The sequence below is a fragment of the Sphingomonas sp. BL-S-28 genome, from assembly GCF_055521515.1.
Genome location: NZ_CM145484.1, coordinates 2,887,596 through 2,911,050, shown reverse-complemented (window position 1 = coordinate 2,911,050; position 23,455 = coordinate 2,887,596). Strand labels below are relative to the sequence as shown.

Annotated in this window: 24 protein-coding genes; 8 read left to right on the top strand and 16 right to left on the bottom strand. The window is 61.3% G+C overall.

The features are described 5' to 3' along the window. Positions 1-24 precede the first annotated feature (24 nt). The 5 genes from ACZ1JC_RS22405 to ACZ1JC_RS22385 form a co-directional block, all read right to left on the bottom strand. Positions 25-207, bottom strand: coding sequence for a hypothetical protein (locus tag ACZ1JC_RS22405; RefSeq protein ID WP_465138065.1), 183 nt, complete (start codon positions 205-207; stop codon positions 25-27). A 589-nt stretch (positions 208-796) separates the two neighbouring features. Beyond that, a complete protein-coding gene (locus tag ACZ1JC_RS22400) occupies positions 797-1,624 on the bottom strand; it encodes a PPK2 family polyphosphate kinase (RefSeq protein WP_465138066.1) in 828 nt (275 codons plus the stop codon). A gap of 381 nt (positions 1,625-2,005) precedes the next feature. Then, positions 2,006-2,548 carry an MgtC/SapB family protein gene (locus ACZ1JC_RS22395; protein WP_465138067.1) on the bottom strand — a complete coding sequence of 181 codons (543 nt, stop codon included), beginning with the start codon at positions 2,546-2,548 and terminating at the stop codon, positions 2,006-2,008. Between the two features lie 346 nt (positions 2,549-2,894). Then, on the bottom strand, positions 2,895-3,632 hold the full coding sequence (locus ACZ1JC_RS22390; protein WP_465138068.1) for a metallophosphoesterase family protein: 738 nt from the start codon (positions 3,630-3,632) through the stop codon (positions 2,895-2,897). Continuing rightward, positions 3,616-4,416, bottom strand: coding sequence for a nucleotidyltransferase family protein (locus tag ACZ1JC_RS22385; RefSeq protein ID WP_443478419.1), 801 nt, complete (start codon positions 4,414-4,416; stop codon positions 3,616-3,618). Before ACZ1JC_RS22385 ends, ACZ1JC_RS22390 begins: the two co-directional genes overlap by 17 nt. Before the next feature lie 142 nt (positions 4,417-4,558). On the opposite strand from ACZ1JC_RS22385, the gene ACZ1JC_RS22380 reads away from it, so the two are divergent. Further along, on the top strand, positions 4,559-4,855 hold the full coding sequence (locus ACZ1JC_RS22380; RefSeq protein ID WP_465138069.1) for a plasmid stabilization protein: 297 nt from the start codon (positions 4,559-4,561) through the stop codon (positions 4,853-4,855). A 278-nt stretch (positions 4,856-5,133) separates the two neighbouring features. Continuing rightward, positions 5,134-5,793 (top strand): UdgX family uracil-DNA binding protein, encoded by a 660-nt coding sequence (locus tag ACZ1JC_RS22375; RefSeq protein ID WP_465138070.1) that lies wholly within the window; start codon positions 5,134-5,136, stop codon positions 5,791-5,793. A 27-nt stretch (positions 5,794-5,820) separates the two neighbouring features. Here ACZ1JC_RS22375 and ACZ1JC_RS22370 read toward each other — a convergent pair whose 3' ends face one another. Further along, positions 5,821-6,561, bottom strand: a complete 741-nt coding sequence (locus ACZ1JC_RS22370; protein WP_465138071.1) for an alpha/beta hydrolase family protein — start codon at positions 6,559-6,561, stop codon at positions 5,821-5,823. Further along, positions 6,558-7,661 (bottom strand): DUF3182 family protein, encoded by a 1,104-nt coding sequence (locus ACZ1JC_RS22365; protein WP_465138072.1) that lies wholly within the window; start codon positions 7,659-7,661, stop codon positions 6,558-6,560. Before ACZ1JC_RS22365 ends, ACZ1JC_RS22370 begins: the two co-directional genes overlap by 4 nt. A gap of 899 nt (positions 7,662-8,560) precedes the next feature. On the opposite strand from ACZ1JC_RS22365, the gene ACZ1JC_RS22360 reads away from it, so the two are divergent. The 4 genes from ACZ1JC_RS22360 (at position 8,561) to ACZ1JC_RS22345 (ending at position 14,892) form a co-directional block, all read left to right on the top strand. Further along, entirely contained in the window at positions 8,561-9,145 is a 585-nt protein-coding gene (locus tag ACZ1JC_RS22360; RefSeq protein ID WP_465138073.1) for an RNA polymerase sigma factor, read from the top strand. 28 nt (positions 9,146-9,173) lie between these two features. Then, positions 9,174-10,160, top strand: a complete 987-nt coding sequence (locus ACZ1JC_RS22355; RefSeq protein ID WP_465138074.1) for a FecR family protein — start codon at positions 9,174-9,176, stop codon at positions 10,158-10,160. A 74-nt stretch (positions 10,161-10,234) separates the two neighbouring features. Beyond that, entirely contained in the window at positions 10,235-12,778 is a 2,544-nt protein-coding gene (locus ACZ1JC_RS22350; protein WP_465138075.1) for a TonB-dependent receptor domain-containing protein, read from the top strand. 125 nt (positions 12,779-12,903) lie between these two features. After that, positions 12,904-14,892, top strand: coding sequence for an Atxe2 family lasso peptide isopeptidase (locus ACZ1JC_RS22345; RefSeq protein ID WP_465138076.1), 1,989 nt, complete (start codon positions 12,904-12,906; stop codon positions 14,890-14,892). A gap of 108 nt (positions 14,893-15,000) precedes the next feature. On the opposite strand, the gene ACZ1JC_RS22340 is transcribed toward ACZ1JC_RS22345, so the two are convergent. Further along, complete coding sequence (locus tag ACZ1JC_RS22340) at positions 15,001-15,342, bottom strand: hypothetical protein (RefSeq protein ID WP_465138077.1); 342 nt, start codon at positions 15,340-15,342, stop codon at positions 15,001-15,003. Positions 15,343-15,443: 101 nt separating this feature from the next. On the opposite strand from ACZ1JC_RS22340, the gene ACZ1JC_RS22335 reads away from it, so the two are divergent. Continuing rightward, positions 15,444-15,905: a DUF2231 domain-containing protein gene (locus ACZ1JC_RS22335; protein ID WP_465138078.1), complete on the top strand. Its 462-nt coding sequence runs from the start codon at positions 15,444-15,446 to the stop codon at positions 15,903-15,905. Then, positions 15,902-17,206 carry a PQQ-dependent sugar dehydrogenase gene (locus ACZ1JC_RS22330; protein WP_465138079.1) on the top strand — a complete coding sequence of 435 codons (1,305 nt, stop codon included), beginning with the start codon at positions 15,902-15,904 and terminating at the stop codon, positions 17,204-17,206. Before ACZ1JC_RS22335 ends, ACZ1JC_RS22330 begins: the two co-directional genes overlap by 4 nt. 34 nt (positions 17,207-17,240) lie before the next feature. Here ACZ1JC_RS22330 and ACZ1JC_RS22325 read toward each other — a convergent pair whose 3' ends face one another. The 8 genes from ACZ1JC_RS22325 to ACZ1JC_RS22290 form a co-directional block, all read right to left on the bottom strand. Then, positions 17,241-17,516, bottom strand: a complete 276-nt coding sequence (locus tag ACZ1JC_RS22325; protein WP_465138080.1) for a cytochrome C oxidase subunit IV family protein — start codon at positions 17,514-17,516, stop codon at positions 17,241-17,243. Continuing rightward, entirely contained in the window at positions 17,513-18,070 is a 558-nt protein-coding gene (locus ACZ1JC_RS22320; protein ID WP_465138081.1) for a cytochrome c oxidase subunit 3, read from the bottom strand. The genes ACZ1JC_RS22325 and ACZ1JC_RS22320 overlap by 4 nt, the downstream gene beginning before the upstream one ends. 76 nt (positions 18,071-18,146) lie before the next feature. After that, positions 18,147-19,790 (bottom strand): cytochrome c oxidase subunit I, encoded by a 1,644-nt coding sequence (locus ACZ1JC_RS22315; protein WP_465138082.1) that lies wholly within the window; start codon positions 19,788-19,790, stop codon positions 18,147-18,149. Further along, positions 19,787-20,764 carry a cytochrome c oxidase subunit II gene (gene coxB / locus ACZ1JC_RS22310; protein WP_465138083.1) on the bottom strand — a complete coding sequence of 326 codons (978 nt, stop codon included), beginning with the start codon at positions 20,762-20,764 and terminating at the stop codon, positions 19,787-19,789. The genes ACZ1JC_RS22315 and coxB overlap by 4 nt, the downstream gene beginning before the upstream one ends. Beyond that, a complete protein-coding gene (locus ACZ1JC_RS22305; RefSeq protein WP_465148449.1) occupies positions 20,737-21,522 on the bottom strand; it encodes an SCO family protein in 786 nt (261 codons plus the stop codon). The genes coxB and ACZ1JC_RS22305 overlap by 28 nt, the downstream gene beginning before the upstream one ends. Further along, positions 21,519-21,950 (bottom strand): hypothetical protein, encoded by a 432-nt coding sequence (locus ACZ1JC_RS22300; protein ID WP_465138085.1) that lies wholly within the window; start codon positions 21,948-21,950, stop codon positions 21,519-21,521. The genes ACZ1JC_RS22305 and ACZ1JC_RS22300 overlap by 4 nt, the downstream gene beginning before the upstream one ends. Next, positions 21,947-23,011 carry a hypothetical protein gene (locus ACZ1JC_RS22295; RefSeq protein ID WP_465138086.1) on the bottom strand — a complete coding sequence of 355 codons (1,065 nt, stop codon included), beginning with the start codon at positions 23,009-23,011 and terminating at the stop codon, positions 21,947-21,949. The genes ACZ1JC_RS22300 and ACZ1JC_RS22295 overlap by 4 nt, the downstream gene beginning before the upstream one ends. Next, complete coding sequence (locus ACZ1JC_RS22290; RefSeq protein ID WP_465138087.1) at positions 22,968-23,444, bottom strand: c-type cytochrome; 477 nt, start codon at positions 23,442-23,444, stop codon at positions 22,968-22,970. The genes ACZ1JC_RS22295 and ACZ1JC_RS22290 overlap by 44 nt, the downstream gene beginning before the upstream one ends. Between the last annotated feature and the right edge of the window lie 11 nt (positions 23,445-23,455).

Here is a 23,455-nt window from a genome sequence, read left to right as displayed (position 1 = left end):
GCTGGCACGCCGGCCCGTCCTGGCTTATTCGCTCTTCTCGGTGCCCGGCTTCGAGGTCTTGGGCGCCTTGCCGTCCTCGACGCGGCCCTCGTTGCGCAGATCACGCCCTTCTTGGGCCTTCTTCTGCGCCTCGGGCGACTTGCCGTGTTCGTTCAGCTCTTCCTTGACGTAGCCGGCTGCTTCCTTGGCCTTGCCTTCGATACTCATGGCTCTCTCCAAAATTGGACTTCCGCGCTTGTGCGTGGTGAATACTAATTGCACGAGAAGCGATTTGGCTCCTGTGAACAAAAGTGACCATTAGGCTGCGATGTATTCACAGTACGGGAAGTATTATTGAGTATCTCGGGAACTTTTTTGAATTGTGCGAACGGTGAGCCGACAGCAAGGCAAAAGGGAGAGGGCAGCGGTACCGGGCAGTGCAAATGGGCAGAGGGTAGAGGGGAGAGTCCGACGGGAACGGGGGCCGGGGGGCAATTGGGGCGCGGTGTGCTGACGTGCAATGCCTCCAGCGGAAAGGCTGCGATCTAAAGTCGGGTCTGCAGCCGAGCCGATGTGCGGCAGTCGTCGGAGGGGATAGTTTTCAGTCGCTTGGGTAGGCCCGGAATAGCAGGCAGAAATGGTTGGGCGCCCCGCCTGTGGAGCGAACGCGCTCTTTGCTGCGCGCGAGCGGGCTGAGCGCCCGGCTTTTGCGCATTTATGGCACCGAGCCCGTTGGGGTCGCGTCCTTGCGGGAGCAATTTGGCAGGCTCGAGTTCGATAACCGCAGCGCCAAATTGGTAAAGCTTCTGACCTTTCGTCATTCGCCTGCCGTATCGTGAAATTTGCGCTTAATCTCCGCAATGTCCGCTTGGACCGGGGGAATGCGAAGCCGCATCCGTCGCAGCGATCGGAGTATGATCCGTGAGACGGCGTAATTACGAAACCATTTATGATCGGAGGGGATCACGTACCAGGGTGCGATCTTCGTACTCGTGCGCCGCAGCATCTCTTCGGCCGCCGCCTGATATTCCCGCCAGAGCTTTCGGTCGTCGTAATCAGCCTCGTCGATCTTCCATTGGCGTGACTTATCTTCCAGCCGGCGGCGGAAACGCTTGAGCTGTTCCTCGGCCGAGATATGCAAATAGAATTTGCAGATTTCAGTGCCATTTTCGGCGAGAAGCGATTCGAACGAATTGATCAGCGCATAGCGTTCGGCCCAGATTTCCCGCGGAACCAACTTGCGCACCCGCTCCGCGAGTACGGCCTCATAATGCGAGCGGTTGAATATCGAGATCTCGCCTTTTGCGGGTGTCCTCCGGTGCACCCGCCACAGGAAATCGTGCCGTGCCTCCGCCTCGCTTGGTTCGCCGAAAGGGGTGACTTTTACGCCCTGCGGGTTCACGCCAGAAAATACATGCCGGATCAGACCGTCTTTTCCCGATGCGTCCGGACCTTGCAGCACAATCAGTAGTGACCGATCGGCGCCAGCATAGAGAAGGTATTGGGAATCGCCGATACTCTCGACCAGCCGCTTGGTTTTTGCCTTTGTTGGAATTCGCTCCGTGCTGCGGCAAGCTCGGGTCTCAAGCGCGTCAAGGTACACTGCGTCGTGCGGATGTACACGGAATTTGCCGGCGAACCCCATGAGGCTGCCCTAAACCGCAATCAGACGAGTTGAAAAGCCATCGACTTTTCCCGCCCGGCCGAGGGTATCACCTCGTTGACGCGATCTGTCCGAAGTCGAGCATTTTTCTCGATAACGCATGATCTCAGAACCTTCGCCTGCGAGTTCGAAAGCCGCGTCTAGCTCCTCTGCGGCTGCGCATTTCATGATTTTCTTCGCCGGAGGTTTCATTAGCGGCGCCGCAGCTCCTAACCTCGCATGGCATACTAAACGCGAGGGATCAGACGTGGTTGCTAGCCGAGATCGAGAATGACCGCTTCGGCAGATCCCGGCAGCGGATGCATCTCTCGTGCACTTGACGCTTCTTGCTCCGATTGGATCATAGCCTGATCCGCACCCGCGCTATCGTTCGTCGCGCGCCGATGGCCTGTGCTCCTGATCGCCAGACTGGGCTGAATGCGAAGAGGAGCCGCGGCGGTTCGGCATCTGTATTTCTTCCGAGCAATTGGAGTCGCTGTTGCGATGCGGGAAAAACCGTTCCACTACGGTCACGGCCGCGAGTAACGTCAGCGCCAATACGGTGCCGGCCAGAACCAGAACATATTGGCCGGCACCGGCGGTTATTCCAATGGCAGCTGCCATCCAGAGACTGGCTGCAGTCGTCATATTGCGCACGTCTCCCCCGCGCACGAAAATAAGGCCGCCGGCAATAAATCCGATGGCTTGGGCGAGCCCCTGAATCACTCTGACGGGATCGCCCTCGCCATGCGTTTCAACCAGTTCCAGCGCGGAAAGGGTAAGCATGCCCGAACTGAGCGCCACCAAACCGTGTGTTCGCAGGCCTGCATCATGACCTCGTCGCTCCCGCTCAAAGCCAAGCGCGAGGCCCAACACGGTCGCGAGGCCGAGCCGCATGAGTGTGGTCACCAGGTCATCTTCAAGCATTTTGGTGCTCATCCATGTCATGACCATCGCTCGTATGTAATGGTGGAGCGAATACCTATCGGCGTTCGCGGTAAATCTGCGATGGTTGTCACTAAAGCGGAAACGCCGGGCTGGCCTATTCGTTCAACTTTAAGCGTCGCCTGGCCATTTGTTCGCGTCAAACGCTAAGCGGACAAGTTTCGCGCATGGCGCGATGAGGCACGGGACCGAGCGACGTCACTGCCCGTGCGTCGAACAAAGCAAAAGCGTTATGCTGGCCAGAGAGCATTGCCGGGCCGTAACAGCGCTGCAACTCGGACTCGGGTCGGTACAAGGCAGGAAAATCGCGACTCAGCCGCTGGCATCGTCAGATTTCCAATATCGCATAGGGCCTGCCGAACCGTTCGGAGACCACGAACTGCGCGCAGTTGTAGACCGGAACGCCGCGCATCGTATGCCCTTCGTAAGTGCCGCGATGGGCATGGCCATGGACGACGGCTTTGACATTCTCGAACCGGTCCACCGCATCGGCCAAGCGTGATGAGCCCAGAAACGGAAATATCTCGGGCGGTTCTCCTGCGACGGTTTCCACCACCGGTGCATAGTGCAGGACGGCAACAGCGCGATCGGTGCGCAGAGATCGTAGGCCGTTCTCCAGCTTTCGCGCTTCGCCGATGGCCTCATCCACGAAAGTCTTGATTGCCGTTTCTCCGAATGCGCCAAGTTCGCCGCGTCCGAAGCCGCCAACGAAACCCTTGACCCCGGCAAATCCCACGCCCTCGATCTCAACCGCCTGATCGTCTAGGATCCTGACCCCTGCCTGGCGCAGGATTTGCGCTACCGTTTCGGGGCTGCCGCATTCGTAATCGTGGTTTCCCAACACGCCAACCATCGGGATCGAGCATCCTCGCAGGTCCTCTGCCAACCGCTCCGCCTCGCTCGCCTTGCCGAAGTTGGTCAGGTCGCCGCAAAGCGCCAGGACATCGGCATTGCGGGAAATTTCCTGGAACAGGTCGCGGTACCGTCGGGTGTCGTCGTCGGTGACATGAAGGTCGCCGATGGCGGCCAGACGCAGCGGGGGCGCAGGTTCAGTGGTGGCGTTCATGCTTCTCGTCCAATCCTTTCCCGACAAGATCGGCAAATCCCCATTCGCTGATGTCGGTGAGATAGTCTCGCGGAGAGAACAGCCTGCCACGGCAGATGCGCACTTCCGCGGGGGGCAGTTCCGCCTGCGCGCGAATGCGCTCGATCAGCGTATCGAACAGCCAGCGCGGGATCAGATCGCGTTCGGTCGGATAGATGAAGCGGAAATTGAGCACATGAAGCAGCAGCACTTCCCAGTGGAGCTCCATCAGTGACAGCAGGCGGTGCCAGTCGATATCTTCATGCCGGCGAAGAATTGTATGGGCGACATCGGCGCCGTCGTACCGGTAGCGGTCCTGGATGAAGGCCTTGGAAACAATGAATTCGGTGGGAGGGGTTATACGTATCTGCGTGCCGTAGACTTGCGCGGTGAAAATCTCGCCAAACCAGGAATCCGTGATCGGGATCGACGCGGAAGACATGTTGAAGATCACGTCGAAGAACGCTTCACCAGACCAGACTTTCGCAATCCACCGTTCGTCCTCCACTGTGACGCGGTAGCCCTCTGCCTTGAAGCGCGCGAGCAGGCGCGGCGCATCGCCGGGCTTGCAGAAGATGTCGATATCCTTGGTGGGGCGAACCAGGCCTGTGTGGCAAGTCAGCGCGTAAGTGCCTGAAAGTAAGTATGGAATGTCCCAGCCCGCCAGCAATTGCAGGCTGTGCGCATAGAACTCGACCGCGTTCGACGGCGGGTCGAAGCTATGCTCTTCACGGTGCGGGTCGTCTGGGACGGAGACTGTAGCCACGGCGCATCCTCTCGCGTGATCAACCGAGACCGGGCCCGCGGGTTCCCTCGCGATGATCGGTGGGAACCTGCGAGCTTGATCGAGATTGAATCCTGGCGGGCAGGACATGCTTTCTCCCTGCAAACCCATTGGGAGAGACATCATGCCGAGAGGCGACAAGTCGAGTTACACCGACAAGCAAAAGCGCAAAGCCGAACATATCGAGGAAGGCTACGAGGATCGCGGCGTCAGCGAAAAGGAAGCGGAACGCCGTGCCTGGGCGACCGTGAACAAGGAATCCGGTGGCGGAAAAAAGTCCGGCTCCGGCCGCGGCAAGAAGGAAAGTCACGCGTCTTCGCGCAAGGGCGGCCGTATTGGGGGTTCTTCGCAAAGCCACGCTGACCGGTCCGCCGCCGCGAAGAAGGGTTGGGAAACACGCCGAAAGCGTGCCGGCGGCTGACACTTTTACCAGAGCCCGCACAATTGCGGGGAGGTCGCCGCTTGGCGCCCTTCCCTAGGAGATGGAACATGAGCGACAATCAGGCCGGCCCGGTGATGCAGCCAAGACGCGGCCGAAGTACCGGGAAGTGGAAAACGAGATGATCCGCGCGCCGGTCGCAAAGGGCAAGCGACCGAGGTCCGCGACCGACCCGCATGGCAATAGCGAGGGGATAGGGGACAGCAAGGAGGGTGCGGCACCGCCGCGCAACATTCACGAAGTGCGGAAGGAAAATCCTGATGGCTTCCGGGCAAGAGCCGGCGACGCCGGAAAAGGCAGCGCTCATCCGCTCGAAGGAACGCCCGGTTGAGCGTCATTTCCGTGTCCTGCAAAGCCTTTATCGCGCGTTGGAGCGGGAAGACGTAGCCCCTTCCGCCGAGTTTTCCGATCATGTCGTACCTGGGGAAGGGCCGCCCCATGCCCGCGTGATGCTGGTGGGGGAGCAACCTGGAGATCAGGAGGATCGCGCCTGCCGCCCCTTCGTAGGCCCGGCAGGCCGATTGCTGGACGAATGCCTGCGGGAAGCCGGCTTGCCCCGGGACGAGGTCTTCGTCACAAACGCTGTCAAGCGCTTTAAGTTCGTGCAGCGGGGTAAGCACCGCTTGCATCAGCGGCCCAAGACCGACGAGATTGCCCATTATCGATGGTGGCTGGCGGAGGAAATCCGGCTGGTCGACTCCCCCACGATCGTCACGCTCGGCGCCGTAGCGCTACAGGCCGTCACCGGTCGGCGGCAGACGCTCGCTTCGGTTCGGGGCGAAGTAGGGGAGTGGGAAGGACACCGTCTGATCGCTACCGTGCACCCCAGTTTCGTGCTGCGCATTCGCGGCGCGAATGACAGGGCGGCCGAACACGCGAGACTGGTCTACGATCTGCACCGCGCGGCGCGTCTCGGATAGAGCGGACGACAATGGAGTGCGAGCCAGTCAGGATGGACGCCGGCTTTCGCGCACCCGTTCTTCCACCCAGTTAATCAGCAGCGTATTGTAGGTTTTACGCTGCTTCTCGTCTTGAAGCGCGTGATCGGCCCCTTTCAATATGCGGTAATTCAGCGAAAGGCTGCGGCGGAACGAAGCCATGTACGAACTGATCGCGGCGTGCGGAACGTAATCGTCGTGTTCGGATTCCACGATCAGGACATCACCGGCAAACTTTTCGCATGCCGCAAGCGCGCGGTCCTGATGACCGCTGCGGAAGTGGCTGCGATACCGATCGATTTCGGTGCGATCGAGAAGAGCCTTGGGCACATCCCATTCGGAATCCGGGTAAAGTGCTGGAACGCGCAAGGCAAGCCACGCCACAGGGCGTTCGGCGGTCAGCAAAGCTGCCAGATATCCCCCGTAACTGGTGCCGACCACGGCAATGGCGGACAGATCGACGCCGGGTTGTGAGACCAGAAAATCGTAGGCTGCGGTCACGTCTGCCAGACCATCAGAACGAGTGACGCGACTTCGGTCCTCATCATGGCGGGCGTGACCGCGCAAATCGAAGGTAAAGCACACGCATCCCAGCTGCGCGATTTCTTCCGCCCGCTCCAGGTCCTGCTCCTGGCACCCACCCCAGCCGTGAATGAACAGTACGCCGGGGGTCAGCTTCGCCGGGGTCAGGACAGTTCCGTCCAGTGTCTGGCCGCTGATTTCGAGCCTGACTGGATGCTTCGTCTTCATTCGATCACCATCACATATTTCGTCATCGGGCCGGCGACCGGGTCGACCCCCGCATAGTAGACGATGGCACCCGGCGGCGCGGCATCGCAGTCTCCGTGGACTTCGACGGTGGCGCAAATCACGTCATCGCATTGGGGATCTGCGGCGAAGCGCTCCAGCGCTGTGATCTCTGCCGGTGTTGCCCCGCCGACCCGCCAGCTCTGTTCCAGCACGCCAATGCGGCGGCGACCGAGATGGTCCCGCCCGCTGGCCACATCGTAGTTCCGGCGCGATGCGAACATCCCGGGAAAGCTTCCGAAGATCGTCCGGTCGTAATGACCGGCCTTCTCGATGGCTTCGGCGAGATCGGGGGAAAAATCGCGGGCGGCAAGTTCTGCCAATCCGCCGCGGACAGCGTGAAGGCGTGTGCCGCCGTAAACGGTCTGTCCGCGGCGATCGACAGTGATCGCCTGGGTTCCCCAATACGCGATGCTGCGGTCGAAAATCCTGCTCGATCCGATGCTGAAGGTCTTCACATCGACAAGGTTCTGTTCCACCACGAGCCCCTCGCGGCGAACCTGGTCGGGGTCCAGGCGGCTCAGCGCGGCTTCCAGTTCCTCCGGACTACGCACCACAACTTGCCCACGCCCTGCGGTGGCTTCCACCGGCTTGATGCGGACGGGGCCGTACTCCAGCAGTGCGGTTCCTGCGGTCAGTGCGTCAGCGAGATCGAACGCGGAAAAGCCCGGAAGCACCGTTTCACCCAGAGTCTTTCCCAGGCCTGCGTTCCAACCTTCGGGCACTGTTCGCGGATTTGGAACCAGCGGATGCCCGATGGCCTTCGTGGCCACGAAACGGAAAGGAACGACGCCGCCATAGAGATCGCCCTCACACTCAATGCCCAGTTCACCGGCTTGAGATGTCAGGAGCGTGTCGCCGGGGATGAAATAGGGTCTGGGTTGACCCTCACTGTCAAAGCAGGTGATCCGGTCGTGCTCTTGGCAGGAAACGCCGCGGCACAAGCCTGCGAGCCGCCGCGCAACCTCATGCCGGGAGGCGCGGTCATGTTCGTTGTTGTGCTGGTCCGGTGCCGGGTCAGCATCGGTGAAGTCCGCACCCATCGATATCTGCCACCTGCTGCTGTGTTCGCCGTCAAGGGTAACGCGCGAGACGAGGCGGGGATGCCTGGCGGTCGATCTTCCGTCGTGGGCAAGAGGCGGTGCGGCGACAACTAAGCCCGAGCAGCCCTAATGCTTCCGTGGGTGATTGCTTGAAGGTCGGTAAGGGAAACCTCCCCTCCTGACCAGGTGTCGATCGCCACGAGGAGGTGAGCCATAAGTACGAAAATCTCGACCGCCATGGAGGGAATTCAAGTACTCTTCGGAGACGGGATTCGGGCGGTCGAATTGTTCCTGAAGCTTGGCGAGTGGACTATGCCTCCAATTGCCAACCTTTAAAATGAGATACAGAATTTTAACTTCCTGGTCATCGTGGCAGCTTGGTAGCGTTAATTTGATTGTGGCGGCAGTCCAATAAGGCGGAAAAATGAGTATCGCTGGCCTGCCATGTCAGTTTCACGATTGCTGGACTGATTGGCATCCCTCGGTTTCGAATGGCGATACTCTGACATGCCGGGTGGCCGAGGCGAATGTCCAGGTCTCGATGTGGCTAAAGGTTTCGGCCCAGCAACCATGATGCTGGATCTTCAGGCCCGGCACTTTGCCTGCTTGTTTTACTTGCAAGTCGCTAGCTTATCCCTAGCTTGTTGTGCGGCACAGTAACTGTGCCGAGGCAAGTCAGCCACACCGATGGGTCACAACAGCTCGGACTTGAGCCGGGCGATTGCCGCGAATGTCCAGGCGCAAGCTAAAGGCGGCAGTAAGCGAACCGGGGTGAAATGGCACCGCCTGTCTTCGACGGGCGGCCTCCTTGATTGGAGAATGCCCATGGTTCTGGGCACCGTTATTGCGCGTATTGAACACGGCAAACTTGCAAGCCGGCGGTTTGGAGACCTCCGGCCATGCTTCTGAAACGAGACGAAGACCGGGACGATAATTTTGGCAGGGTAGCTGAAGGTGATCCGCTTCCGCCGGAGGACCGGGCTCCGATCCACCGAATGGATTGGCTGGAGCGGCTATACCGAACTCATCGCGATAAACTGTTGCGGTTCGCGCTGCGGCACACCCAGGCTGACCGTGCGCCCGATGTGGTGCAACAGCTCTTCGTACGATTGGCAGCGAGAGGTAGCGACAATCCGCTCAGCGTCGAGCACCCGAATGCCTATCTGCGTCAGGCGACTATCAACCTCATTCGCAACGACGCGCGCTACACCAAGCGTCGGGCGGGAAATCTCCATGTCTCGTGCGACGACATCGAGCTTGCCGGCCCCGATCCCGCAGCGGCTTACGAAGCGCGGGACATGCTTGGCCGATTGGAAGATGTCGTGGCATTGCTGGAGCCCCGCACGCGCGAGATATTTCTGGCGCATCGGATCGACGGCTTGAGCTACTCGGAAATCGCTGCCAGGACGGGCCTCAGCGTGAAGACGGTCGAGAAACACATGAGCCGGGCCATCGGACATGTGGTGCGGCAATTCGAAGCATGATGCGGACATTCAACGCCATGGAAAATGCATGAGTCTGGACCGGGATGCCGATGACTGGTTCGCGCGCATGCGGGGCCCCGAAGCCGAGGAGGCGCGCCTGGCATTCGATGCCTGGTATGCGGTTCGTGAACATGCCGCTGCATATGATCGAAGATCGAGGGCCTGGGACGCGACGAAATTTCTGACCAACACAGCGACCGGAAAGGCACGCAACCTCGGCTCCGCCAGCATCAGGCCCGGGCGTGGTTCCATTCTGGCTCTCGCAGCTGCGCTGCTTGGCGCGCTCATTGTCGGCTCGCTCGTGTTGGGCGCGATGTGGAGGAACGGTATCGGGCAGGCCGAACTTGTGCGGACGGAAGTGGCTTCGCTTGAAGAGGAGCCCAGGCATGTGTCGCTTCCCGACGGTTCGGCGTTGATCCTGGACCGCGGCGCGCGCGTGCAGATTGCATTTGGCGGGGGCATTCGGCGGCTGCGATTACTAGCAGGCAGGGCGCGGTTCTCGGTGGCGCATGACAAATCCCGGCCATTCATCGTGGAGACCGGCGCTGGACGTGTCACGGCTCATGGAACGCTTTTCGACGTCGATCTGACGCAAGGCGCGATGAAGGTGAACTTGCTCGAAGGTGCTGTCGAGGTACGCAGCAGTTCCGGCGGCCCGGGACGCAAGAGCATCGAACTTGCCGCCGGGCAGGCCGTGGCAGTGGCGGGCGGCTCGGTTGGCGAGGCCATAAAACTCGCCGCTTCAAACGGCGATTGGACCGACGACATGCTCGTACTCGCAGGCGCCGAAATCGCCGATGCCGTGACGGCTTTCAACCGCACCGCGTCGGTTCCGATTGTTTTCGATGCCCGGCCGGCCCGGCCGATGAAAGTGACAGGCGCTTTCAAGCGGTCCGACCCGCAGCTCTTTGCAAACCAGCTTGCCCAGACCTTCGGCCTGACAGTTGAAAGGCGCAACGACGGCAGTTTTGCCCTGGTCGACGGCCCCTCGAAAAAAAATGTATCGCTGCCGTAGGGGGGCATGATCGCACGGTGTTCCGGCCCTGAAGGATCTCGCTGAGAGCGGATCCCAGGGACGGAGGTTCATAAGTGCGTTATCAACTCCTGGCGTGCTGCAGCATTGCTGCGGCCGCAACGATGCTTTGCGCGCCGGTTTCGGCCGGAGCTCAGAGTGTAGCCGGCAAACGGCTCGAAGTTCATTTTCCTGCGCAATCGCTAGCCATTTCGCTGCGCGACCTCGGGCGCCTGTTCGGCCGAAATGTCGTCGTCGACGATTCCGACGTCTCAGGCCGGGAGGCCAGTGCACTCGATGGTGACATGACATTCGAGGACGCGCTCGACGCGCTTCTTGCCGGCAGTGGTCTGCAGGCCAGTCGTTCGGGTAGCGGCGCTGTCGTCGGGAAGGCCAGCCGGGGCGACAATGAGGGCAGTATCGTGGTCACGGGATCGCGCATTCGAGGGGCGCCGGTTGCCTCGACCACACTGACTTACAAGCGCGAGGATATGCGCAACGCGGGTCAATCGTCGGTGGCCGATGTCATTCGGAGCATTCCGCAAAACTTCGGGGGCGGCCAGAATGCTGGGCTCGGCTACAACGTCCCATCTGCGAGCGGCGCAGATCTTGATGGTGGCAGCTCGATCAACCTGCGGGGGCTGGGGAGCGACGCGACCCTGACGCTGCTTGATGGCCGCCGGATGAGCTACGCCGGCGCAGCGCAAGCGGTCGATATCTCGGCCATACCGTTCGGTGCGATCGAGCGGATCGACATTGTGCCCGACGGCGCCTCTGCGCTTTTCGGCTCGGATGCCGTGGCCGGCGTCGCCAACATCGTACTCCGACATGGCTTCGAGGGCCTTGAAACCAGTGCCCGCGTCGGCGGTTCGACGGACGGCGGCAACATCCAGCAGCAATACGGTGTAACGGCAGGCAAAGTCTGGCAGTCGGGCAGCGCGGTACTTTCCTACGAGTATGCCCGCACCACGGCAATTGAGGCGGACCAGCGCTCCTACGCCGAAGACCGCGTGCCTGGACTGACATTGTCTCCCTATCTCAGGCATCACAATGCCTCTCTGGTGCTGCGGCAGAGCCTCTTCGACAATCTGACTTTCGATTTCGATGCGCTCTACAACCGGCGCTGGTGGGAACAGACGATCCCGCTCAACGCTTCCGGCGATCTTTCGGTCAGCAGGGCCGACTTCTCGAGACCTTCGGAATCGTGGAGCGCCGCGCCGTCGCTTACGCTTGCTTTGCCGGCCGACTGGCTGGTGACATTGGGCGGCAGCTATGGCTGGAATCGCTCGCAATTTGGTGGTGAGTACGTCTACGGCGCAACAAAAGTCGATGCCAACTCCGGGGTATATCGCAACACGACCGGGAACATTGAGCTCTCGGCCAACGGCAAGGTGATTGCGGTTCCGGGCGGAGACATCAAGGCTGCAGTCGGTGCCGGATATCGCAAGGCCACATTCCGGCGGACGGGCTCCACGGCCAATGCCTTCATCGATGCCTCGCAGGACAGCTATTATGCATTCGGCGAGCTGAGCGTGCCGGTCTTCGGTGCCGGGCAAGTTCCGGCGCTCGGCCATAGCCTCGATCTCAGTCTCGCCGCGCGCTACGAGCGCTATCCAGACGTCGATTCCGTGGTGACTCCGAAACTGGGTGTGATCTATGCGCTCAGCGAAGATGTTTCGATAAAGGGCAGTTGGGGGCGTTCGTTCCGCACGCCTACGCTCTATGAGCAGTACCGACCTGCAACGACTTTGCTCTATACGGCGGCTACGCTGGGTGGAACTGCCGGCGGCAATGCAATTTATGTGGCCGGGGGCAACCCAGATCTGAAGCCCGAGCGTTCGACCAACTGGTCAGCGACGCTTGACCTGCACCCACGCGCGATCGACGGCGCCAACCTTCAGATCACCTATTTCGACATTCGCTACCGCGACCGGATTGTCGCGCCGATCACCTACGCATCGACGTCGCTTTCCAACCCGGACTATGCCGATTACGTGACGCTGGATCCGACTGCGGACGAGCAGGCGGCGGCCATCGCCAGGGGCTCGACTTTCACGAACTATACTGGAGCCGCCTACGATCCGAGCTCCGTCGTTGCCATAGTCGACAACACGAACGTCAATGCCGGGCGGCAAACCGTTCGCGGCGTCGATATCCTCGCCAGCTACGTCTTCGCGCTTGGCGGCGGGAAGCTGCGGACAGCGTTCAATGGCAGCTACATCGACAGCAAGCAGCAGCTGAGCGCGGAGCAACCGGTAACGCAATTGGCCGGCACGTTGTTCAATCCGCCCCATTTCCGGGGGCGAGGAGAGATGTCGTGGGGAAGGGATGGGCTCTCGCTGATGGGCGCGGTCAATTACATCGGCCCCGTTCGCGATATCCGGTCCACGCCTTCGGTTCGGGTGTCCGGCATGTTGCCGGTCGACTTTACCGTCCGCTATTCGCTCGATCGCTCCAAGGGCCTGCTTTCCGGTATCGATCTCATCGCCTCGATCCAGAATGCCTTCAATGACAAGCCCAGTTCGATCGCAATCACGTCGTACTACGACACTCCGTACGACAGCACCAACTACTCGCCTTTCGGTCGCGTCCTAAGCCTCACGGTGTCCAAGAAATGGTAAGAGTACTTTCCAGTGCACTCGCGCTTGCGAGTGCCATTTCGCTATCGCATCCGGCGCTTGCTGCCTGTGACGACTTGCTCCCGGTACCTGCGGAGGGCCTCGCCAAGCCTCGGTCCATCACGACAATGGATCTGGCCCGCTTCCGCGACGTCGGCGATCCGGACGACACGGGCAACGCAGCCAGCCCCTATGCGCTTTCGCCGGACGGGAGCTCACTGGCCTTTGTGATTTCGCGGGGTGATCCGAGATCGAACCAGTACTGCTCGGCTTTGGTCGTCATGTCGGTCGCAGGCAAGGAGGCCCCGAGAATCGTCGACCGCGGCGGCGCAATTCCTCGATTGGCAGCGCCTTTTCGGGATCTCTACATCACGACTGGGTTCCCGGAACTGATCGTTCCGATCTGGTCGCCCGACGGCAAGTCCATCGCCTATCGCAAGTTGATCGATGGGGTGGTTCAACTCATACGCGTCAATGCCGATGGCAGCGGCGCTCAGGTGGTTACCCACGAAACCAGCAACGTCGAGGACTTCGCCTGGTCGGGCGATAGTTCGCGGCTGATGTACTTCACCCGGCCGAGTCGTCAGCTTGCAAAGGAGAGGGTCGCGCAGGAAGCGCCTTCCGGTTGGCTTTACGACAAGAGCATCCTCCCTATGCAATCCTGGGAGCCGCAGCCGTGGGCGTCGGATCTCGTGCGCAAGAGCTTCGTGGCAGACTTGTCTACGGGAGCGATCAGGCCTGCAAGCACCGACGAAGAGAAGGCGATCAATCCGCCACCGCCGCCTGGTTCTCCGTACGAATTGAGTGTCAGTAACGGGAACGGCGGCATCGCCTGGACGGCGCGGACCGGCGAGCATCCTGCTTCCAAGCGCAAGGTATGGGCACAATTTGCCGGCGGGCCGAAAATTCCGTGCGATGGAGCCGGATGCGAGGGCAGAATTTCCCGGCTTTACTGGGAAAAAGGCGGAAAGTCGGTCGTTTTCCTCGGCCACGAAGGATGGAACAAGGAGGAATACGTCCTCCACCGTTGGTCCCCCAGGACCGGGCGGTTGACCACCATCCTCAGAACAACCGATGCCCTCACAGCCTGCATCTTTGGAGGCGAAGAACTCATTTGTGGCCGCGAGAACGCCACCACGCCCCGGCGCATCGTAGGGGTAAACCTTGCGTCGGGGCGGAGCCGCCTCATCTTCGATCCCAATCCGGAGTTCGCCGCATTCCGGCTGGGCAAGGTCACCCGCCTCAAGTTTACTACCAGTGCGGGGCTACCGGCCTGGGGCGATCTCGCGCTGCCGCCCGACTACAATGGAAAGAACAAGCTGCCGCTCGTTATCGTACAGTATCATAGTGACGGATTTCTACGCGGCGGGGTCGGGGACGATTATCCCATTTATCCCATGGCGGCGAAGGGCCTGGCCGTGCTCAGTTTCGAGCGTCCGCCAGATGTCGCCAACAGCGATCCTACGGTGAAGACTTGGGAGCAGAACCGCGCAGTAAGCCGGCGAAACTGGGCGGACCGTGGGAGCATTCTTTCCGCGCTGGAGAACGGCATCGATGCGGCTATCGCGACCGGCACCATCGATCCCGAACGCATCGGGATCAGTGGGCTGAGCGACGGTGCCTCAACCGTGGAATTCGCGCTGGTGAATTCGCGGCGCTTCAAGGCGGCCGCCATGAGTTCGTGCTGCGACGATCTTCTGACGCAAACGGTTCTGGGAGGTTTTGCCTGGGGTGAGGAAAACCGGCGCGGCGGCATCCCGCCGTCAGTCGACAACAACCGCGACTACTGGAAACCGATTTCGATTTCGATCAACGCGAGACAGATCGACACGCCGATCCTCATGCAACTGGCCGATCGAGAAGCTTCGCTCGGATTGCCGGCGATGGGGGCTTTGGTCGAAGCCGGCAAGCCGCTCGAGGTGTTCGTGTTCAATGACGAGTACCACAACAAGTGGCAGCCCGCACACAGACTCGCGATTTACGATCGCGACATCGACTGGTTCAGATACTGGCTGAGCGATTATCGGGATCCGGCCCCGGAAAAACGGGATCAGTACGCACGCTGGGATGTTCTTCGGACGAGGGCGGCACCCACGGCTCCAACTACGAGTCCCTGATCTCTCGCGCCCACTTCTCGGCATCCATCAACCTGACGATCCGGCCAAATTCCCGTCCCTTGAATGGCGTCGGATCGTCCATCACCTTCAGAACCGCAGCAGTATCGATCACGCGACGACAAACTGGTCGTGGCCGGGGAGCGAATACCAGGTCCTGGGCATTTTGCGCTCTTCGCCCTCAGCTTCCGCCCATGCGTTGACGGGGATCAGGCATCGCCTCTCGGGGAAGTTTTCGACCCACATGGGTTGCCTCGGAGTTGATCCTCGCGGGCGTTGTTCACCTTCATGGGCTTGAGAAGCTTTGCGGTCTTCTTGCTGACGGCGAATGATTTTGAAGCGCTCGAGCCCGAATTGATAGAGCTTGGGCGACGTTTGCCAAGGCAACATGGAAAGTCCGACAAGGGCGGATCTCCCATTATCGATCTTCCGCCGCACGGTAATGCCAAACAACGCATATCCCGATCTTCGCTGGAATTCGGCAAGACAAGAAACAAAATGATGGGCCGGGCATTGGGAATACCAAGACTTCGTCTCCGAACGGGAGAGCCAATTTGCCCAATCCCCAGTCATTTGGCCGGAACATGCGCCAGACGCGCATGGCACTTCATCCGCTCCAGGCGGTCTTGCTGGCATTTCCGGTGGCCCTCCTTCCTACCGCTTTGCTCACCGACATTGCCTATCTCGAGACGGCAGACATGCAGTGGAGCAACTTTTCCGCGTGGCTGATAACCGCGGCCCTGATGATCGGCGCCTTTGCATTACTCTGGGCCCTCATTGCCGCGTTGAGGAAGGGGCCGCCTCAGCATCGAAGGGGCTATCGTTTTCACGCGCTACTGCTCGCTCTCGCCTGGCTAGCGGGCCTCATCAACGCATTCCAGCACAGCCATGACGGATGGGCGTCTGTAGGAACGTTCGGCCTCGTGCTTTCCGTGATCAGCGCCGTTCTTGCGCTGGCGGCAGGATGGAACGCCTATTCGGGTGTGCGGATCGAGACGATGGAGACGGCTCCATGAATCTTCACGGTTTTGCCTTCTGCACGACAGCACTCTTGCTCGTTCTCGCATCCTGCGGGAGGAGCGAATCCAATCTCGACCAGACAGGTTCCCAGCCCGATCTGCCAAAACAGCGCCAAACGCTCCTGCCGCCGATGAACATCGCGACACCGGCAGGGTGGGGACGTGAAGCGCCGCAGGCACCCGCCGGCTTTACGGTGACGGCATTCGCGACGGATCTGAAGGTTCCCCGTCAGATCCTGGTGCTCCCCAATGGCGATGTTCTGGTGGCAGAGGGGATGGGAGGTGCCAATGCGCCCAAGTCGCGGCCGAAGGATTTTATCGCAGGCTATATAAAATCCCTCGGAAAGACATCGGTGAAGGGCGGTAACCGCGTAACTCTGCTGCGCGATACGAACCATGACGGCCGACCAGACTTGCGCACGGAGTTCGCGACGGGGCTCAATGCTCCCTATGGTCTCGCCTATGTCGATGGGAATATCTATGTCGCGAACCAGGACGCGGTAATCCGGTTTCCCTATCGAGACGGCATGACCCACGCTGCAGGGGCGGGCCAGGAATTGGTGAAGTTGCCCTCGCGCATCAACCATCACTGGACCAAAGCGATGACGGTCTCGGCCGATGGATCGAAACTCTACGTGGGAATAGGATCCAACAGCAATATCGGCGAACGCGGCCTGAACGTTGAACAGGACCGCGCGGAAATTTGGGAGGTCGATCGCCAGACCGGAGCCCATCGGACTTATGCGCAAGGCGTGCGCAATCCCACAGCGCTTGCGATCAACCCTGCCAGTTCGCAGCTCTGGGCCGTGGCCAACGAGCGCGATGAACTGGGACCGCAACTCGTGCCCGATTATCTCACTTCGGTGCGCGACGGGGCTTTCTATGGTTGGCCCTACAGCTATTGGGGACAGAACGTCGATCCGCGCGTCTATCCCCAACGACCCGATCTCGTCAGCAAGGCAATACGCCCTGATTATGCGCTCGGCTCGCATGTCGCGACATTGGGCCTGACATTTGTGGCGAAGGGCGGATTTGGCGGCCCATATGCAGAGGGCGCGTTCGTCGGCGAGCATGGCAGCTGGAACCGTCAGGATCTGGCCGGCTACAAGGTTGTCTGGATTCCCTTTGCGGGCGGACGGCCATCGGGAGAACCTCAGGATTTCTTGACCGGGTTCATAAAGGATGGCCATGCCCGGGGCCGGCCTGTCGGCGTGGCATACGATTCGGTCAGCCATGCGCTGTTGGTCGCCGATGATCTTTCCAACACCGTCTGGCGAGTGGCACCGGCGACCCGATAGCAGACTATTCGAAGCGCTTCGCGCGAGGGCAGGATCAACCTGTCCAGAACCGGGTGAGGTAGTCCGCCGCCGTCAGTGTGAAGAGGATCGCCAGCCAGACGAAGCCCGCGATCGCCGCCAGTCGGACCAGACCACCCTCCCGCCGCAGCTCCATGAAGAACCACAGGATGAGTGCGGCCTTGGCGGTTGCGATTCCATAAGCGATCCAGGGCCTTGCCGCACCAAGCGGCAGGAATGCCGCGCCCAGAGTGATCGCCAGCAACACCATCAAGGCGGCCCAGACCAGCACCAGGCGAAGCACCGCGTTCATCGCGCACCGGCCAGATAGAGCGTGGGATAGAGGAAGACCCACACGACATCGACGAGATGCCAATAGAGCGCGACATTGCCGATGAGCACCGCGTGTTGATCGTGCTGCGCCTGCCTGTTCAGTGCTGCCGCTACCAACAGACCCAGGCCGATCGTGACATGTACTGCATGGAGGCCCGTGCCGATGAAATAGAGGTTCATGAAAAGGTGCTGGGTGGGCCCGTCGAAATGCGCCCGCGCCGTGCCCGGCATCAAACCTTCGCGAAGTTCGCCGGCATATTCGGCACCCTTGATTACCAGGAAGACACAGCCCAGCAGTACCGCGGCCCAAAGAGCCCGCGCTGTCCATGCAGGCTTGCCATCCCGCGCCGCCTGTACTGCAATTGCAGCCATCAGGCTCGAGGTCAGCAATACTGCCGTATTGGCGGTGCCAAGCCACAAGTTGAGGTGATGCGCCGACGCTTTATAGGCAGAGGCATATTCAAGGCGGAGCGCCAGCGCGGCGGCGAAGACTCCTCCGAACAGCATCACCTCGCTGGCGAGGAAAACCAGCATTCCTAGCCGCTCGGCTTCGCGCTCCTGTCCTCCTTTCCGGAATGGACCTTGCCGTGAGGGGCTCTGGGGGGGGCTTTCAGCCATCGTCCCGGCTTGCCGGATGCGCGAGCGGATAGTCATAGGGCTGGCGGGCCACGACCGGTTGCTCGGTGAAATTGTCCTTGGGCGGAGGCGAACTTGTCGTCCATTCCAGACCGGTGGCGCCCCATGGATTGGCCGGCGCGCGGCGCCCGCCCGGAAGCAGGGACGCGATCAGGTAAATCGCGGGCAAGGCGTAACCGACGGCCAGCAGCGCCGCGCCCATCGAGGAAATGACGTGCAGGACCTGAAACTCCGGCGGATAGACATGGTATCGGCGCGGCATGCCCTCGTAACCTAGCAGGAACTGTGGGAAGAAGGTGACATTGAAGCCGACCAGGATCAGGACTGCCGCAATCCGTCCGAGCGTTTCGTTGTACAGTCGGCCGGTGATCTTGGGCCACCAGAAATGCAGCCCGCCGAAAAAGGCCGTCACGCTGCCGCCGACCATGATGTAGTGAAAATGGGCGACGACGAAATAAGTGTCCGTCACATGGACGTCGATTGCCAGCATCGCCAACATGAGACCGGTAAGGCCGCCCGCCACGAACAGGCCGATGAAGCTCAGCGCAAAAAGGAGGGGCGCGTCGATTGCGATATCGGCTTTGTAGAGCGTGGCGGTCCAGTTGTAGACCTTGATGGCACTTGGCACCGCGACAGCGATCGACAGGAATGAAAAGACCGCGCTCGCATAGACCGACTGGCCCGAGACGAACATGTGGTGGCCCCATACCATGAAACCGATGACGGCAATCGCGATCGATGCGATGGCGACGAACCAGTAGCCGAAAATGCGCTTGTGTGCCGCCGCGGTGATGAGCTCGCTTATTACCCCCAAGGCCGGCAGGATCATGATGTAAACGGCGGGATGGCTGTAAAACCAGAACAGGTGCTGGAACAGCAGGGGATCGCCGCCGAGCCTGGGATCGAACACGCCGATGCCGATGAGCCGCTCGGCCGCGACAAGCAGCAAAGTCACGGCCAGTACCGGCGTCGCCAGCACGAAGATGATCGAGGCTGCGTAATGAGACCAGATGAACAGCGGCAGGCGTCCCCACGTCATGCCCGGCGCGCGCAGTTTGTGGATGGTCACGATGAAGTTGATGCCGGTGAGGATTGTTGAAAAGCCGCTGATGAAAACGGCGACGATGGTCGCGACTACTGCGCCATTGGCATAGGCGGACGAGAGCGGCGTGTAGAACGTCCAGCCGGTATCGACGCCGCCGCTGACCACGACGTAAAGGGTCAGGAGGCCCGAGAAAATGTAGATGTACCAGCTGAGCAGATTGAGCCGCGGGAATGCCAGGTCCCGTGCGCCGATCATGATCGGTACCAGGAAATTGCCGAGCACATTGGGGATGGCGGGGATCAGGAAGAACCAGACCATGACGATCCCATGGATCGAAAACGCCCGGTTGTAGCCTTCGTTGGTCAGAAGATCGGCTTGCGGCGTCAGGAGATCGAGCCGGATCAGGGCCGCCGCGCTGGCACCGATCAGGAAGAAGAACGTGATCGAAACCAGATAGAGGAGAGCAATCCGCTTGTGGTCCGTGGTCAGGAACCAGGATCGCAGGCTGTGGCCGTCGGCCAGATAGCTGATGGCCGCTTCCTCCGGGGGATGTTCGAAGCGCGGTTCGGTCATTTGCTGTCCTGCGCGGCGTGGGTTGACTTGAGGTAGGCAACGAGAGCGTTCACCTGTTCGGCGGTGAGCACATTGCCGTATGTCGGCATGATCGGTGGGTAACCCGCTGCGATCTCCTTGTTGGGCAGCAGGATCGCGTCGCTCAGGTACTGTTCGTCGGCGATGACTGTCCTGCCATCGGAAAGCGCCACCGGCCGCCTGAAAATGCCTCCCAGAGCGGGCGCCCTGACGGGGGATGCGGCTGCGTGACATCCACTGCATCCCATTTGGCGAAATAGCGTTGCCCCGGATTCGGCGAGCGTGCCATCCAGCCCGCCATCTGCGCTTCGCGAGAGCCACGCCGCATAGTCCTGGGGCTGCAGCACGATCAGATTGCCACCCATGACGCTGTGATCGGTACCGCAGAATTCCGCGCAGCGAAGCGCGTAGCGACCGGGCCTGCTCGCGTTGAACCAGAGCGAAGTGTAGCGGCCCGGCACCAGATCCTGCTTGATGCGCAGCGCCGGTACGAAGAAACTGTGGATCACGTCTTCGGAGGTCATGACCAGTTCAACCGGCTTTCCGGCCGGCACATGCAGATCGTTGATCTCGCGTGCACCTTCGGCATGCTGGTATTTCCACATCCATTGCTTGGCGACGACATGGATTGTCATGGCGTCGGGAGGCGGGCGATGGAGGTCGAAGAAAAGCATGGTTGCCCAGACGTAGAAGCCCAGCGTCAGGAGGAAGGGAATAACCGACCAGCCAAGCTCGACCCACAGGTTGTGCTCGGGCGCGTGCTGGCGGTTGACCTGATGGCTGCGCCGGTAGCGGATGGTGAACCACGTCATCAGGACGAAGACGGGCAAGGTGAGCAGCCACACCATCGCGCCGAAGCTGCCGATCAGCAGATCGACCTGCTCGGCATGGTGGGAGGCCTGCGGCGGCCAAAGGTCAATGCCCGTGCTCACGCCGAAGCTCTGCGCAGGCGCCATATCAGCGTGCCTATGGCGATCACGGTCATGGCGGCTGCGAGCCGCAGGATCTTCTCGATCGAAGCGGTGTAGCGCCCGGTTACCGGGTCGTAGTGGAAGCAAAGCAGGAGCAGCCTGTCACCCCATTGCGCTTCCTTGTCCTGCCGTGCGTCCACGATTGCCTGCTGCACATCGGCAGGGCGGGGTGCCAGTCCGTAGAGCCAGCCCGAAAGGCGCCCTTGCGGCGTCAGGACCGCGGTCGCCGCAACGTGTGCGTATTGGCCGATGCGCTGTTCCCAGGCATAACGATACCCCAGCGCGCCTGTGACGGCGTGAATGGCGCTGTCCGTTCCCGTCAAAGCGAAGACAGGACCAATTTTGATGGCACCAAGCCGGTCGTTGAGCCTGGAGAGGTTGGTGGCCGCATCCTTTGGGGTTTCCCTCGGATCGATGCCGAAGGCCACAAGCGCGAAGTCGCGGCCGGGGCGAAGCGGCTGTCCGGCGATCGCATCGGCCACTCCGGCGAGCGTCACGCCGCAAATATTCGGGCAATTGTGCAGAACCGGGATCAGCAGGACGGGTTTGCCGTTACCCAGTTCTCGCAGATTGGTAATCTTTCCATCGGCATTCTTGAACTGCGCGTCCATGGGGACTACCGCGCCCGCCCGCTCATCGATCCGGGCCATGCCAAACGGGTCGAAACCCGGCTCGCCGGCAGGTCCGGCTGCGGCCGGCGCTGCAAAAAGCAGGGCCAGAACCATGCAAAGGGCGCGCCTCATTGCGGCATCTTCTCGTGACCGCGGGCGGCCTGCTGCGCCGGCGGCGCGCCCTCATCGTTCCAGCCACGCCGGGCGACATCGGCCATTGCCTTGTCGATCGTCTCGGACCCTTGTTGCAGGCGCTGAGCGGCGGCCTGTTCGATCCGTTCGCGTTCGGCCGGCGGGTCGGCCAGCAGATGCGGCGGCGGGGGCTGAACCTGGGTGCGGCCCGCTACGGAAGGGGTGGGCCCACGGCCTTGCCAGACGCTGGCGACGAGCCCCGCCGCGCCAAGCGCGGTGGGCACGAGCATCATGAATACCGCGACGACCAGCGCAACTTTGACCGGCGGCGCATCGCTCGGCTCATATTCGCGCACGTGGCTCGCTGGGTCGGCATGCTGTGACCGGCCTCGCTGGACCCGGGTCTTGGCGTGGAGCGGCCGGGTCATTTTGGAGCCCTCCGCGCGATACGCAGGCGCAAGGCGAGGCGCAGCGCAGCCGATGCGAGAAGGGAGAAGGCAAGGCCTGCAAACAGGAAACTTACGACCGCAATCACGCCCCGTCCGGGCAGCGCGAGCCATGCAAATTCGATGAGCTTTCCGGCGATCACGAGAATGCTCAGACGCAGCAGCCAGACCGCGTCCACGCGAATTCTAGAAAACAGTAGCATGACGAGCGGAATGCCGCCGAGCAGCGCGAAGGCCCATCCCGCCAGGGCCCAGCCTCCCGCCCGGCGGCCGTACCATTCTGCGCCTTCCGGCAAACCGGGCGACCACGAAATGAAGAAGGTCAGGAACTGGATATAGGCCCAGATAAGCAGGAGAGTGAGCAGCAAGGCGCCCAGCACGCCAATTCGATAAGGCCGGTTACCAATCGCGATCCGAAACATCAGCAGCGCGCAATAGGCAAGGCACAGCGAGAGTATCAGCATCTGGAGCCCGAAGGCCGACGATGCGAATTTCAGATCGAGCGACATCAGCCAGTCGACGGCGACCAGACTTCCCAGAACCGGAAAGGCAATCAGAGCGGCGACCGCGATAGCCCGGCTGCGGCGGCGCGCGCGTATGCTGCGCGCCGCGCCCCACAGCAGTGCGAACCACACCGCCGTGCGCAGGGCAAAGGCAAACGGGCCGAGCCAGAAAATCTGGAACGCGGTATCCGGGCGGTGGCTCATCCACGGGTAGATGAACGCTGATCCCGCCATGACCGGCAGGAACGTTATGAACGTGGGCAGGGCGAGCATTGTCCCGGCTTCGCATGTGAGACGCAGCGCCTCTCCCCACGCGCCCGGGATCAGCTTCATCATCGCAAGCAGGCAGAGCGACCCGGCAGGAAGTCCCGCAAAGGCAGTTGCCGCGCCGAGCCACCCCGTCAGCGCTGCTGCGGGATCGAACCATATGAGCGCGAGCGCGGCCGCCGCGCAGAGCGCAGCGATGGCGAGCGTCCACAGATCGGCCCGGGACAGTCTAATGCCCATGGGCGCCGCCCGCTGTCTGGAGCGCGCGAACATAGGCAGCGATTGCCCACCGATCGCGCGGCGGTACCCGGTCCGCATAGCCGTACATCACGCCGTAGCCGTCGGTGATGACCGTGTAGAAATGCGCAGGAGAAGCCGCGATCAGACGGGGCTCGAGATAGCTCGGCGGCCGGGGAAAGCCTCGCGCGGGGACGATTCCGTCGCCTCGTCCGTCAATCCCATGACACATCGAACAGTAGATCCCGTAACGCTCGCGGCCACGCGCGATGAGGGCCGGCGTCAGCGGGGGGCGCTGTTCCTGAAGGATGGTGGCAGCCGTATCCTGCGCCACCGTGCCGTCGGGCGGTGCTTGCATGGCGCTGCCATTGGCACCCAGCGGCGAGCGCTCGAAATCATCGTAGCGGGACTGCTGCTCCATGTTCTGGTGACACCCGCACAGCAGCGGCAGGAGGACCATCAGAGACATGAGGCACGACG